Source organism: Galbibacter orientalis DSM 19592 (assembly GCF_000260115.1).
In the GTDB taxonomy this organism is placed as follows: Bacteria; Bacteroidota; Bacteroidia; order Flavobacteriales; family Flavobacteriaceae; genus Galbibacter; species Galbibacter orientalis.
The window spans coordinates 1,244,655-1,258,080 of record NZ_JH651379.1; the positions used below are offsets into that span (position 1 = coordinate 1,244,655).

General features: G+C 33.6%; 12 protein-coding genes. 8 read left to right on the forward strand and 4 right to left on the reverse strand.

From position 1 onward, the window contains the following. The first annotated feature begins 176 nt into the window (after positions 1-176). From bioA to JOOMADRAFT_RS05580, 3 genes are all read left to right on the forward strand, one after another. Positions 177-1,445, forward strand: a complete 1,269-nt coding sequence (gene bioA / locus JOOMADRAFT_RS05570) for an adenosylmethionine--8-amino-7-oxononanoate transaminase (protein WP_008611889.1) — start codon at positions 177-179, stop codon at positions 1,443-1,445. 39 nt (positions 1,446-1,484) lie between these two features. Further along, positions 1,485-2,072, forward strand: coding sequence for an SET domain-containing protein (locus JOOMADRAFT_RS05575; RefSeq protein ID WP_008611890.1), 588 nt, complete (start codon positions 1,485-1,487; stop codon positions 2,070-2,072). A gap of 256 nt (positions 2,073-2,328) precedes the next feature. Further along, positions 2,329-2,574, forward strand: a complete 246-nt coding sequence (locus tag JOOMADRAFT_RS05580; protein ID WP_008611891.1) for a VF530 family protein — start codon at positions 2,329-2,331, stop codon at positions 2,572-2,574. 316 nt (positions 2,575-2,890) lie between these two features. Here the strand turns inward: JOOMADRAFT_RS05580 and JOOMADRAFT_RS05585 are convergent, their stop codons facing one another. The 3 genes from JOOMADRAFT_RS05585 to JOOMADRAFT_RS05595 are packed head-to-tail and all read right to left on the reverse strand — an operon-like array spanning position 2,891 to position 8,067. After that, positions 2,891-6,280, reverse strand: coding sequence for a glycoside hydrolase family 2 TIM barrel-domain containing protein (locus tag JOOMADRAFT_RS05585; protein WP_008611892.1), 3,390 nt, complete (start codon positions 6,278-6,280; stop codon positions 2,891-2,893). Between the two features lie 41 nt (positions 6,281-6,321). After that, positions 6,322-7,761, reverse strand: coding sequence for an arylsulfatase (locus JOOMADRAFT_RS05590; protein WP_008611893.1), 1,440 nt, complete (start codon positions 7,759-7,761; stop codon positions 6,322-6,324). A gap of 48 nt (positions 7,762-7,809) precedes the next feature. Beyond that, positions 7,810-8,067, reverse strand: coding sequence for a carboxypeptidase-like regulatory domain-containing protein (locus JOOMADRAFT_RS05595; RefSeq protein ID WP_008611894.1), 258 nt, complete (start codon positions 8,065-8,067; stop codon positions 7,810-7,812). 509 nt (positions 8,068-8,576) lie between these two features. Between JOOMADRAFT_RS05595 and JOOMADRAFT_RS05600 the strand changes: the two genes are divergently transcribed. From JOOMADRAFT_RS05600 to JOOMADRAFT_RS05615, 4 genes are all read left to right on the forward strand, one after another. Beyond that, the gene (locus JOOMADRAFT_RS05600; RefSeq protein ID WP_008611895.1) at positions 8,577-9,734 is read left to right on the forward strand and encodes a beta-ketoacyl synthase N-terminal-like domain-containing protein; all 1,158 of its coding nucleotides are present in this window, start codon (positions 8,577-8,579) and stop codon (positions 9,732-9,734) included. 217 nt (positions 9,735-9,951) lie between these two features. Next, the gene (bioB, locus tag JOOMADRAFT_RS05605; protein WP_008611896.1) at positions 9,952-11,052 is read left to right on the forward strand and encodes a biotin synthase BioB; all 1,101 of its coding nucleotides are present in this window, start codon (positions 9,952-9,954) and stop codon (positions 11,050-11,052) included. Between the two features lie 127 nt (positions 11,053-11,179). Then, on the forward strand, positions 11,180-12,046 hold the full coding sequence (locus JOOMADRAFT_RS05610; RefSeq protein ID WP_008611897.1) for a cupin-like domain-containing protein: 867 nt from the start codon (positions 11,180-11,182) through the stop codon (positions 12,044-12,046). 97 nt (positions 12,047-12,143) lie between these two features. After that, positions 12,144-12,431, forward strand: coding sequence for a YciI-like protein (locus tag JOOMADRAFT_RS05615; protein ID WP_008611898.1), 288 nt, complete (start codon positions 12,144-12,146; stop codon positions 12,429-12,431). 18 nt (positions 12,432-12,449) lie between these two features. Here the strand turns inward: JOOMADRAFT_RS05615 and JOOMADRAFT_RS05620 are convergent, their stop codons facing one another. Then, entirely contained in the window at positions 12,450-12,923 is a 474-nt protein-coding gene (locus tag JOOMADRAFT_RS05620) for a regulatory protein RecX (protein ID WP_008611899.1), read from the reverse strand. 76 nt (positions 12,924-12,999) lie between these two features. Between JOOMADRAFT_RS05620 and JOOMADRAFT_RS05625 the strand changes: the two genes are divergently transcribed. Continuing rightward, entirely contained in the window at positions 13,000-13,293 is a 294-nt protein-coding gene (locus tag JOOMADRAFT_RS05625) for a hypothetical protein (RefSeq protein WP_008611900.1), read from the forward strand. Positions 13,294-13,426 lie beyond the last annotated feature (133 nt).

Below are 13,426 nucleotides of genomic sequence, written 5' to 3' on the forward strand. Positions count from 1 at the left end.
ATATTTTAGTAATGTTATTTCTTTAAACTACTTATTTTATGATAGTTAATATTTAGTCTTTGCTCTTTTTTCTTATAGCGAAGCGGTCTTATATTTTTTCTCGGACAACAATATTTTAAAATATAAAAGAATCCGCATCTTTGTAGTGTAATTGTTGATATACAAAAACACTATTTATGACACTTTCAGAAAGAGATAAAAAGCATCTTTGGCATCCTTTAACCCAACATAAATTACACCCAGAATCTATTGCGATTACGCATGCAAAAGGAGCTGTTTTGTATAGTGAAGAGGGAAAAGAATATATAGACGGAATAGCTTCTTGGTACACCTCTGCATATGGACATTGCCATCCATATATTGTTGAGCGAGTAAAAAAGCAAGTGGAAACACTAGATCAAGTTGTTTTTGCAGGACTTACACATGAGCCTGCAGTTAAGCTTTCTGAGGAATTAATAAAGATACTTCCAGGTAACCAAAATAAATTATTTTTTTCTGATAGTGGTTCTACCTCTGTAGAAGTAGCTATAAAAATGTCATTGCAATATCATTTTAATAGAGGGGAGAAACGCAATGTATTAATAGCCTTTGAAGAAGGTTTTCATGGAGATACTTTCGGCGCTATGTCGGTTTCTGGTTTATCGGTTTATAATGGTCCGTTTGAAGAATTTTTTCTTTCCGTAGAGAGGATTCCAGTACCAAATGGACAGAATAATCAAGAGGTATTAAAGCAATTACAAACTATTATTGCTGAAAATAAGGTGGCTAGTTTTATATACGAACCTTTAGTACAAGGAGCTGCAGCTATGAAAATGCACGATGCAGAAGGGTTAGAACTACTAATAAAAGAATGTAAAAATAGTGAGGTTATTACTATTGCCGACGAAGTGATGACTGGTTTTGGGAAAACTGGAAAAAACTTTGCCTCACTTCATTTAGAAACATATCCAGATATTATTTGCATGAGTAAAGCGCTTACGGCTGGAATGGTGCCAATGGCTATTACAAGTTGTACCGAAGAAGTGTATCAGGCATTTTATAGTGACGATATTGGGAAAGGCCTATTTCACGGACATACCTATAGTGCCAATCCAATTGCGTGTGCTGCAGCACTTGCAGGAATAGAATTACTCCAAACCGAAGAGATGCAAGCTAACATTCAAAGAGTTATAAAACTGCACGAAAATTTTGATAAGCACATTAAAAATCATCCTAAAATAGCGAGCACTAGACAGTGTGGGATTATTTATGCAATAGATTTGAATGTAGAAATGGAGCGTTATGGAAATCTGCGAGATAAATTGTTAAATTTCTTTTTAGATAACGAATTGTTTATGAGGCCTTTGGGTTCTACGCTCTATATTTCTGCGGCTTATGTAATTACCGATAAACAATTGCAGAAAATTTATGATAAGATTGAGTTTTTGATTGAAAAAATACTATAAATTAGCATTAGAAACATAAACTTATTAGCGTATCATTCAATGATTCATCCGCATACCGAGCTGCGATTTATTTCTGATGAAATAGGTCATGGCGTTGTGGCTACAAAATTGATTCCAAAAGGAACAATTACATGGGTTCAAGACCAATTAGATTTGGTGCTTACTCCAGACCAAGTTGCTAACATGAGCAACGATTATCAACAAATTATTGATTATTTTACCTTTAGAAACAATAAAGGAGAGTATGTACTTTGCTGGGATATGGCAAAATATGTAAATCACAGTTTTAAAAGTAATTGCTTAACTACCCCTTATGATTTTGAAATAGCAATCCGAGATATTTATCCTGGAGAAGAGCTAACAGACGATTATGGGTATTTAAATATAGCAAAACCTTTTAAGGCTAAAGACGAGGGAACCCGCCGTAAAACTGTATATCCCGACGATTTACTTAAATATCATTCGGTTTGGGATAAACATTTAAAAGAAGCTTTTCAGGATATTAGTTCGGTAAATCAACCGCTAAAAACATTTTTAAATCCTAAAATGAAGCGTAAAGTAGAAAAAATAGATAAGGGAGAAGCTGTGTTAGATTCTATCCTTACTTGTTATTACGCAGATAAATAGTATTAACATTAAGGAGAGGTCTAAAAAGTAATTCATAGTAGTCAAATTGATTTCGTCGAATAGTTGTCAAACTGAGCTTGTCGAAGTTTCAAACAACTAACCCTCAGTAAAATCCTTCGACAAGCTCAGTTTGACATTTAGAGTTTAGATACTTTTTAGACCTCTTTATTATGTTTTATACTTTGTAAGGAGCGCAACCTTTTTCTTATCACTATCTTTGTTGTCTTTATATAGTATACATTAAAATTTAGCTATAATGAGTGATAAAGCTCCTTCAAAACAAGAGCAACCGAACAATCCATTACATGGAGTTAAGTTGGTAGATATTCTGGAAGAATTAGTAGCTACCTATGGCTGGAAGGAAATGTCTGAGCGCGTAAATATTAATTGCTTTAAAAGTGATCCTTCCATAAAATCAAGTCTTAAATTTTTACGAAGAACGCCATGGGCCAGAGAAAAAGTAGAACAAATGTATTTGTATATGAATGGAAGGAAAAAGTAGGTTACTCGAGAATCGAGATTTGAAGGCTCCAAAGCTAACTCTGAGTTAAGCGAAGGGTCCTTACTGAAATATTTTTAGTTTTTCCTTCTAGTACCCCGTAAGCATGCTCCGAGGGAGTTTGCTTTTATAAATTATTAAGAAGTAAAAGTCAATTTCTATGTAAACTTTAGCTTAATTTACCCTGAAATTAAGGTTTTATTCAGAGTTTATTCTCTCCATCTGATTTAAATAAAAAGCCAAGGATTCTATATAAAGTCCTCGGCTTTTAGCAACGGCAAAAATATGATGGATTATTTTATTACATGCGGTTTCTCATTCATTTAGTTTTTTCTAGTGGCTCGTCCTGTTTTACAGGATAGAAAGTTTTAAATTGACTGATGTATTGTTTTTCAGATCCCTTTGTAAATGGAATCATGTAAAAACTGTAGGTGTGTGTTTTATCACCTTTTATTAAATATTCATCTTGTGGTTTAGCGCCCCAAGAATCATCTCCTGCCACCCCACGTTGTGCCATATCTATATTTAATTGAACAAGGTCTTTTTCTACAATGTCAGTGGTGTGTTTACTGATATTTACTTGTGGCATTCCATCACTATAAGTGTCATCATTTACAAAGTGTTCTTCAGAGTTCTTTTTTTCTTGATTGTATGAGATTCCTGAAGTAGCATCAAAATCTTTATTTAGCATATGTAAAGCGCTTATCCCAATATTTTTTTCATTTTCTTCAGAAGAAACAATTAGTAATCCTTCCTGACTTTCAGCAGTCAGAGCTACCCAACGAATCTCTGTTTTATAACCGTTTTCTTGCGGACGGATATAAGGTACATATTGAGCTTTTACAGTTGATTTGTACAGATCTACAAAAGCTGAGGCATTTCTATCTTGATAATTTTCCCACGGACCACGTCCAAAATAAGTCAATTGTTCATACTTTTTTGGGAGCTGCATCTGCATTCCAACTCTTGGAATATCTGCACTATAAGTCGTTTTATTTAACTTGTTATCTATCTTTACTACACCGTTTCCATATATTGTATAGGTAGTTTCAAGTGTAGTATTTACGCCAGGTAATGCGTATACAACCATTACTTTATAAGAGTTATCTTCAATCTTTTTTTCTTTAAAAGAACTCACATTTGCATGAAGTGAAGCGCGTTTCCACTCTATATTTTTTTCGTGCATCCTATTTCCAAAGTCATTATCGGTAGGAGCTCTCCAAAAGTTTGGTTTTGGTCCATTTCCATCTTTTATCAGTTCATTGCCTTTGTATATATACGAAGAAATAATTCCATCTTTTTTGTTGAATTTTAATTCAAAATCATCATTATAAAGGGAGAGTATCTCTTTGGTGTCATTTTTATTTATTGCTTTATTATTTTTAAAAGCGGTAGAATTCCATTTAATTTTATTGTCTAATCTTATCTGTTCATGTGCAACTTCATGCCCTTTTTTTAGTATGCCGTTGTCCCAATTCAGTTTTGCTGAAACTTCAACAAAATATTCAGTATTTGGTTGGAATTGAATTCCGTCTAAAGGAATACGTATTAATTTTCCAGTATGTGGAGCTATGTTTAACTGATCCATAGAAATTGTTTTCAGAATTTCCCCATCAGCTTTGACATTTGCTGTAATAGCAAACCAATCGAGGCCTATAAAATCATACAAGTTCTCCACCAAAATTCTAACAGCATTATCTCTATTAATCCCCTTGTATTTAAAATTGATAAATTCGTGTGCTTTTTTAACTTCATGTAGGGCAGGTTGCGGAGTTCTATCAGGAAAAATAATTCCGTTATTTAAAAAGCTGTTATCTGTAGGCATATTTTCACCAAAGTCTCCTCCATATGCATAAAATTTCTGTCCTCCTTCATTAACTTTCCAAATAGACTGATCTACCCAATCCCATATAAAACCTCCTTGGAGATTATCGTGTTGTTCAATAACGTCCCAATAATCTTGAAAATTTCCGGTACTATTGCCCATGGAATGTGCGTATTCGCTAGGTATAAAAGGCCTATCGGTTAATGAAGTTCCAACTGCTTCAAAAGTTGCAGGAGAGGGGTATTGAGGAACAATAATATCTGTATTGGTATCCATATCAAATAAATTACCGTCTTCAGGTTTATAAGCTCTTTCGTATTGCACGGGACGCTTCTGCGGATCGAGATTTTTAATCTCCTCATAAGCTTTGAAAAAATTAACTCCATTCCCAGCTTCATTTCCCATTGACCAAATGATAACCGAAGGATGGTTTTTATCACGAGCAACCATTCTTAACATTCTGTCTATATGTGCTTTTTCCCATTCAGGTTTTTTTGCAAGCGAATGCTCTCCGTAATACATTCCATGAGATTCTATATTAGCCTCATCAACCACATAAATTCCATAGCGATCGCACAGCTCATAAAACTTTTCTGATTGTGGATAATGGCTTAGACGCACTGCATTAATATTATTTTCTTTCCAAAGTTTAATATCTTTTAGAATTTGTTCTTCACTCACTACATGTCCAGTTTCTGGGTTATGTTCTTGTGTGTTTACTCCTTTTAAGGTAATTGTTTGTCCATTCAGTTTTAATAATCCACCAGATATTTCAACAGTTCTGAAGCCAACATCATTAGAAATTACTTCAAGAAGATCGCCTCTTTTTTCTTTAGTAGAAACAATCACTTTGTATAGATTTGGAGTCTCTGCAGTCCAAAGCATTGCTCCTATTACATAAGCCGAAAAATCTACTGCGACATCTTTTTGAGGTTCAAGAGTGAACTCTTGTATATCATTAGCTACCAAAACATCATTTTGGTCAAATATTTTATAGGCTATTTCTAGTTTTTTTCTCTTGGTCGCTTTATTTTCTATTGCTACAGTTAAATCAAGAACACCATCGCTGTAACTTTGATCTGTAGTAGCCGTTATTTCAACATCTTTAATACGAGTTTTAGGCTGTGCATAGAGATATACACTTCTTTCAATTCCGCTTATTCTCCAAAAATCCTGACATTCTAGATAAGAACCGTCCGTCCATCTAAATATTTGCAGAGCAATAGTGTTTTTGCCAGAATGTAGGTATTTAGAAATATTAAATTCGGCTGGTAATTTACTTCCTTGAGAATAACCTACGTATTTGCCGTTTATCCAAACAAAACCACCAGATTTCATGGCTCCAATATGAAGGAATACTTCTTTATTGCTCCAATTTTGGTCGATTACAAATTCTCTTCTATAGGATCCTACGGGATTGTAATCATGAGGAACTTTCCCTGGGTTAGCAGGGTAGACCCCGTCTATAAATGTTATTTCTTTAGAAATTGGAGCTTTATAGTCTGCAAATTCGTATTGGTGATTTACATAGATAGGTGTTCCAAATCCTTCGATTTCCCAATTAGCGGGCACTTTTATGTTAGCCCAGTTATCTACACTAGTTGTTGGATCTATAAAATTTTGTGGTCTGTCTGTAGGTTTTTTTACCCATTTAAATTTCCATGTACCATCTAAAGAAAGATAATTTTTAGAAGTTTTCCAGTTGTTATTCTTTGCATTTTCTTCTGAAGAAAAAGAATAAAAAGTTGCATGCGCATCTTCTTTATTTTCTGAAATAACCTTAGGGTTCTCTATATAATATTCCAGACTGTTAGGAATTTCCTGAGAAAAAGAAAAAGTATAGTTTAGCAGGAATATAATTCCTATGAATTTTAATTGCTTCATTTATAATTTGTTTTAGTATTATATCTTTTCCTGAAAAAAAATCATTCAAAAGAAAAAATAGGATTTGGGGTATGTGCTATTTTCATGATGGAGTCCATTTGTTTTACAATCTCTGGATGTTGATCGGCAATATTTTTAGACTCCGAAGGATCTTTAGCTAAATTATATAATTCAATAGGCTCCTCTCTGTTTTTATTTACTTCCAAACGTATAGCTTTCCATTGATTTTTACGCACTGCTTGCTTTCCTCCGCCTTCAAAAAACTCCCAATAGAGATATTTATGGGTTTTTTGTGTTCCTTTACCAAATAACTCATTCACAAATGAAATTCCATTACTTTTTGCAGATGGAGCTTTCACTCCAGATAACTCTGTAAGTGTTGGCGTAATATCCCAAAAAGCTGCTATATGGTTACTGGTCTGTCCTGCTTTAATTTTTTCTGGCCAACTAGCTATAAAAGGTTCGCGGATACCGCCTTCATAGAGGTCTCTCTTTACACCTTTATATATACTACTGCTTTTAAAAAATTCCACATCTTCTATAGTTCTGCCCCCTTCTATATGAGTGCCGTTATCACTGGTGAAAACCACTAAAGTATTCTCATCAAAACCTTTGCTTTTTATTACTTCCATTACACGACCTATATATGCGTCCATACTGGTTACTAAAGCAGCATAGGCAGCTTTAGGGTATTTTTGCTTTCCGTAATGTCTTCCAGATGGCCATGCCTTCTCTGGCATAAATATACTTTGCCCTTGATCGTTTTTGTATAATTTTAAATACTTATTGGGTACAACCAATTCTGCATGAGGAACCGTAAAAGAGAGGTATAGGAAAAAGGGATTTTCTTTTGTTTGATTTTCAATGAAACCTACAGCTTTATCAGTAAAAATTTCATTTGCGTAACTATTTGGTGGGGTAGCAATCTGTGCCATCTCTCCTTTTTTAATAGTCCATAATGAATCAGGTTGTTGAAAATGAGCATCTACATGATGTAAATGTCCTGTGAAATAATCCCAGCCTTTTTTCTCCGGAGACCCCTCTGTTGTTTCTGTACCTAATCCCCATTTCCCAAACATAGCTGTAGTATAGCCTCTTTTTTTGAGTATTTGAGAAATTATAGTGTCTTTAGTTCTTAGTGGGAACTCTCCATTTCCGCGTATGTAGCTTATTCCAGTATGTTGCCCTGTCATTAAACTAGCCCTAGAAGGAGCACAAACAGTGCTTCCAGCATAGAAATTGGTAAACTTCATTCCTGTAGAAGCTAATTTATCTATGTTTGGAGTTTGAATATACTGTTGTCCATAACATCCTAAATCTCCAATTCCCATATCATCAGCAATAATAAAAACAATATTTGGTTTTTGAGAATGATTAGATATTGTTACTGTTTCATTTTTCTTATTGTCTTTTCCTTTACATGAAGCAGAAAATAATAATCCTGTAAAAACCAATATTAGAAAGTAATATCGTAATTCCATTATTTGTATTTGATTCTTATACTGTTTAAAAACTTTATTTAACCCATATTAAATGAGGTTTAATGTCTGAAAAAATCTTAAGCTACTATGTAATAAAACTTTAAGCTTGATAAGTAGGCTTCCGTACCTGTTAAATTTTCCGTCAAAATCTGTTACAACTCCTTTAGTTGTTCCATGCACCGATACATTTGCTCCGGGGATCGGTACTCCGGTTTCAAAATCAGTTACTGTTCCATTTAGTTGCTTTTCCTGACCATAAGAAAACCAAGTAAAAAAAGTAACTAATACAATTAGAATGTTCTTCATAATTACAAATTAGTTTTGATGATTTTAGTTAGATTTGTATAAAAATCTTTGTTGTTATTTGATAAAAGTATAAAATACTTTCATTATCGCAAAATAAATAAGTATTTTTTATTTCAAAACCTTTCTTTTTGTAATTTATTTTTATTATTATTTTCGTTTTATTCAATCTTTCTCATTTGTAAGTAGTTATATACAATTATTACGCAAAAAGAATTTTTTTAAAGTATAAAAGAAAGTAAACGAATTTATTTAGTTTCGAATAGAGTAAATGAAATAGGGTGTTGGATGCTATAAAAACAAATAGCTCAAGCAACGTTATTTATAAAGAATAATTTTAGTCTCTTACAGAGAGATTAATCAATTTGGAACTATTTATTCAGGCAATAGTGCGTTATATTTTCGATATTAACTAAATATACTCAGCAGTTAATTTTTTATAACTCATTGCATTTTCTCATTTTTCAGTATTAAATAGTAGCTTTGCATTTGATAATGTAGATGAATTACCAATGGATAAAAAAATTGCAATTACTGCACTTTCTTCAATTTCTGCACTTGGAAGTGTTACTCAAGAAATTTGGAACAATTACCTTAATAAAAATCATTTTTTAAAAGAACACGACTTTAATTCTCAAAAGGCTTTAGTAGCTTCTTTGTCGGACGAAAGTAAAGACAAAATAGAGGCTTTAAGAGTCTCGGATATTAAATATAAGAGTTTAGATAATTCTGTTTTGTATGCTATGTTAACTGCACGTGATGCGGTAAAGCAAGCAGGATGGGAAACTGGAGATGACTTCGGAATTAATATTGGTTCCTCACGTGGAGCAACTGCTTTATTTGAAAAATACCATGAGGAATATTTAAAAGAAGGGAAATCTAGTACGCTTGCTTCTCCTACAACTACTTTAGGTAATATATCTTCTTGGTTGGCGCACGACTTACAATCTGAGGGGCCAGAACTTTCGCATTCTATTACTTGTTCTACTGCTTTGCATGCGCTTGTAAATGGTGTGGCATGGTTAAAAAGTGGGATGAGTACTAAGTTTTTGGTAGGCGGGAGTGAAGCGAGTTTAACCCCTTTTACTATTGCTCAAATGAAGGCTTTAAAGATTTATGCTGAAAACAATGGAGATACGTATCCATGTAAGGCATTAGATTTTAATAAAAATCGAAATACAATGGCTTTAGGAGAAGGTGCTTCGGTTATTTGTATGGAAACAGATACTAGTAAAAAGGTCTTGGCTTATGTTGAAGGAGTAGGATATGCTACGGAAGTACTTAAACACAATATTTCTATTTCTGATGATGCTGAGTGTTTTCAGAAATCGATGAAAATGGCATTAAAAAATACTAATTTAGAGGAAGTAGATGTTGTAGTGATGCATGCGCCAGGAACTATTAAAGGAGATAGTACCGAGGTAAAAGCAATAGAAAAAGTGTTTGGAAACGTAATGCCTGCTTTAACAACCAATAAATGGAAAATAGGCCATACCTTTGGAGCTTCTGGTTTATTGAGCTTAGAGCTAGGTGTTTTAATGATGCAACATCAAAAATTTATTGAAGTTCCATATATTGAACATACAGTAAAACCAAAACAAATAAAAAAAGTTTTAGTTAATGCCGTTGGTTTTGGAGGCAATGCAGTAAGTGTATTGTTGTCTCTTTAACTATGTTTTTAAAAGAAATTGAAATTTTTTTATACAAGAGAAAATTGTGTTTGAAGGGAAGTTAACCAAATGGAATTACTATTTTTGAATTTTAAAATGAAGTTGGCTTAGGGATTGAGAGGTATGTTTGAGCTCTTCCTGATTTTTTATCAGGGAAGCGAGTAACGAAAGCCCGACCAGACTTTTTTGTCTGGGAAGCCCCGAAATATTAGTTTTTATGAGCGAAATAAGACATAATTGGACGCAAGAAGAGATTTTAGAAATTTATAATAAGCCTTTGATGGAGCTGCTTTATGAGGCGGCAACCATCCATAGGTTGCACCACGACCCGAATACGGTGCAGGTGTCTACGTTACTTTCTATTAAAACAGGGGGGTGTCCAGAAGATTGCGGGTATTGTCCACAAGCAGCACGTTATCATACCGATATTGAGGGGAACGATTTAATGACGGTGCCACATGTAAAAGCGCAGGCATTGCGTGCAAAAGCGGCAGGAAGTTCTCGTGTTTGTATGGGAGCAGCGTGGAGAAATGTAAAAGATGGTCCAGAATTTGACCAAGTTTTAGAGATGGTTCGTACCATTAATAAATTGGAAATGGAGGTTTGCTGTACGCTCGGAATGATTACAGAAAACCAAGCACAACGTTTGGCAGAAGCAGGTTTATATGCTTATAATCATAATTTAGATACTTCTGAAGAATATTATAAAGAGGTAATTTCTACCCGTGGTTTTGAAGACCGATTAGAAACCATTGATAATGTTAGAAAAACTAATGTTACTGTTTGTAGTGGTGGAATTATTGGAATGGGAGAAAAAGTAGAAGATCGTGCCGGAATGTTGGTGGCACTTTCTACGTTGAGTCCGCAACCAGAATCGGTGCCAATTAATGCGTTGGTAGCTGTAGAAGGGACACCAATGGCTGAGGAAAAACCAGTAGAAATTTGGGACATGATTCGTATGGTGGCAACTACACGTATTGTAATGCCACAAACGCAAGTACGTTTATCGGCAGGAAGAACTCAAATGAGTAGAGAAGGACAAGCCATGTGTTTCTTTGCTGGTGCAAATTCTATTTTTGCAGGAGATAAATTATTAACAACTCCAAATCCAGATGTAAATGAGGATATGGAAATGTTTAAAATGTTGGGGTTAAATGCGCAGAAGCCTTTTGTTAAAAAAGCACAACCAGAATCTGTTGACGCAGAAAAATCTCAGTACAAGCCCTTAGGAGAAAAGCCAAAATGGACGCGTCCAGGACATTCTATAGAAAGAAACGAATTGGCAAAAGAACAAGGAAAAACAGCCAAAATAGTATAGTCTAATTTATATAAAAGAACACCGTTTTTAAGGTTTAAACCATCACAATTGTTTGTAATTATAGTAGTTTATAGCCTATAATTGCAAACAATTTGTACTTTTATATAGTTTATTACAAGTTATTTTTATGAACTTAAGAGAGATTCCTCGTTTAAAAACGATTTCTAAGGACGACTTTATTAAGCAGTATGTAAAACCTCAAAAGCCTGTTGTAATAGAGCAATTAACTCAAGATTGGCCAGCGTATAAAAAGTGGCATCTTAACTATATAAATGAGGTTGCAGGCGATAAAATTGTTCCTTTGTATGATGACAGACCTGTAACGCATGAAGATGGTTTTAATGAGCCTCATGCAAAAATGAAAATGAGTGAGTATATTAACTTACTAGAATCAAAACCTACCAATTACCGTATTTTTCTTTATAATTTAATGAAAGAAGTACCATCATTGCAAACCGATTTTAAGTGGCCAGCTATTGGTTTGAAGTTATTTAAACAACTGCCAATGCTTTTCTTTGGAGGGGAAAATAGTAAGGTGTTTATGCATTTTGATATAGATTACTCTAATATTCTTCATTTTCATTTTCATGGGAAAAAGCAGTGTATTATTTTCCCACCTAGCCAGTCAAAATATATGTATAAAGTACCGCATTCTTTGATTTCTCGAGAGGATATTGATTTTGATAATCCAGATTACAAAAAATGGCCAGCTTTAAAAAATGCAGAGGGGTATATAACTCATTTAAACCATGGAGAGATGTTGTATATGCCAGAAGGATATTGGCATTATATGAAATATGAGACGCCTGGTTTTTCTATGAGTTTACGGTCATACCCTAGAAAAGTAACGAGTCTTTTTAAAGCTACCTACAATGTGTTTGTTATGAGAAATTATGATAATTTAATGCGTAAATGGAAAGGACAAGCTTGGATTGATAAAAAAAATGAACGTGCTATTATAGATACTCATAAAGAACTTGGAATAGAATCATAGAAACGGTTTAAGCTTTTTCTGCTTCCTGAAAAGAGCTCTATTTAATCAATCTCACTTTATCTCTTTTAAACAAAATAAATTCAAATAAGTTCTTGATATGAATTATTACGCCTTAACATATAAAACCGCTGATAACTATTTAGAAGAGCGACCAAAATACAGAGCTGAACATTTAAAATTAGCTACTGAATTTGTGGAAAAAGGATATTTAGTTTTAGGAGGTGCTATGGAGAACCCTGCCGATGAGGCTTTGTTAATTTTTAAGGCTGAAAGTGATAAAATAGCCATCTCTTTTGCTGAAAACGACCCATATGTTAAAAACGGACTTGTAAAATTGTGGAGCGTTAGAAAATGGAATGTGGTTGTAAATAGTTTTGAGAAATAGGGGGTAGGTCTAAACTTATTAATCAATAAGCTCATTTACTTTATCGTATACTAAATGCGATTCCCAGCCACGGTATAATAAGTAATCTGCTATTTTTTTCTTTTTTTTAAAACGGTCCTTTTCTGTAATTTGATTAGCCCTTTTTTCTGCTAAGGCATGTAAAGTTTTATAGTAATCTTCTTCTGAAATTTCCTTCAAAGCTGTTTGAATATTGAATCTCGAAATTTCTCGAAACTTAAGCTCGCGAACAATTCTGTTTTTTCCCCATTTTTTTATGTTGAATTTTCCCCGAGCAAAACTTTTGGCAAAGCGTTCTTCATTTAAAAAATTATGCGCTATGAGGTGTGCAATAATAGTGTCTATTGCTAAGGGAATCATTTTCATATCTCTTAACTTATTTACTACTTCTTTATGACAACGGTCTTGGTAGGCGCAGTAACTCTCTAGTTTGCGTTTGGCTTCTTCAACGGTATACGACTTGACGTTATTCATGGTGTAAAGGAACAAAAAAACATAAACTTACTTCTAGAAAAATTAGGATATTGAAGCAACAATTAACTCACAAGTGATGATTAGTTACAATAAATCACAATTAAACACATCGAGACCAGAGTATAAAGCAATGATAATAGGCTTTTGTTTGTTTTTATTTATTCCTATTATATTTTTTTCATTTTTGATTATTAATATGGAGTTTGAAGAACATATAATTTATGGGGAAATAGCTGATTTTAAAATTATAAGTGATAGTCTAGTAGATACAAGTACTCATGGAGGTGATAATAGTGTCACTCATTTATGTAATATAGAAGGATTAGATAAAATATTTTTGAAATCTGAAATAGTATTAATAGCTATTTAGATGAAAAGAATGAATTAAATTTTGTGAGCAATGTAAAAGGAGATACTGTAACTGTTAAAAGTATAGGTGAGGAGTCGGCCAAAATATTACAATGGAAAGATATAGAATTGAGTACTCCTTTAAATTTTTGGGG

What these genes read in the sequence shown, in the direction of transcription:
- JOOMADRAFT_RS05610 (WP_008611897.1), top strand. Translation starts at nt 11,180, where the DNA reads ATGAACTTAAGAGAGATTCCTCGTTTAAAAACGATTTCTAAGGACGAC.
- JOOMADRAFT_RS05590 (WP_008611893.1), bottom strand. Translation starts at nt 7,761, where the DNA reads ATGGAATTACGATATTACTTTCTAATATTGGTTTTTACAGGATTATTA.
- JOOMADRAFT_RS05620 (WP_008611899.1), bottom strand. Translation starts at nt 12,923, where the DNA reads ATGAATAACGTCAAGTCGTATACCGTTGAAGAAGCCAAACGCAAACTA.
- JOOMADRAFT_RS05595 (WP_008611894.1), bottom strand. Translation starts at nt 8,067, where the DNA reads ATGAAGAACATTCTAATTGTATTAGTTACTTTTTTTACTTGGTTTTCT.
- JOOMADRAFT_RS05575 (WP_008611890.1), top strand. Translation starts at nt 1,485, where the DNA reads ATGATTCATCCGCATACCGAGCTGCGATTTATTTCTGATGAAATAGGT.
- JOOMADRAFT_RS05585 (WP_008611892.1), bottom strand. Translation starts at nt 6,280, where the DNA reads ATGAAGCAATTAAAATTCATAGGAATTATATTCCTGCTAAACTATACT.
- JOOMADRAFT_RS05580 (WP_008611891.1), top strand. Translation starts at nt 2,329, where the DNA reads ATGAGTGATAAAGCTCCTTCAAAACAAGAGCAACCGAACAATCCATTA.
- JOOMADRAFT_RS05615 (WP_008611898.1), top strand. Translation starts at nt 12,144, where the DNA reads ATGAATTATTACGCCTTAACATATAAAACCGCTGATAACTATTTAGAA.
- bioA (WP_008611889.1), top strand. Translation starts at nt 177, where the DNA reads ATGACACTTTCAGAAAGAGATAAAAAGCATCTTTGGCATCCTTTAACC.
- JOOMADRAFT_RS05600 (WP_008611895.1), top strand. Translation starts at nt 8,577, where the DNA reads ATGGATAAAAAAATTGCAATTACTGCACTTTCTTCAATTTCTGCACTT.
- bioB (WP_008611896.1), top strand. Translation starts at nt 9,952, where the DNA reads ATGAGCGAAATAAGACATAATTGGACGCAAGAAGAGATTTTAGAAATT.
- JOOMADRAFT_RS05625 (WP_008611900.1), top strand. Translation starts at nt 13,000, where the DNA reads ATGATTAGTTACAATAAATCACAATTAAACACATCGAGACCAGAGTAT.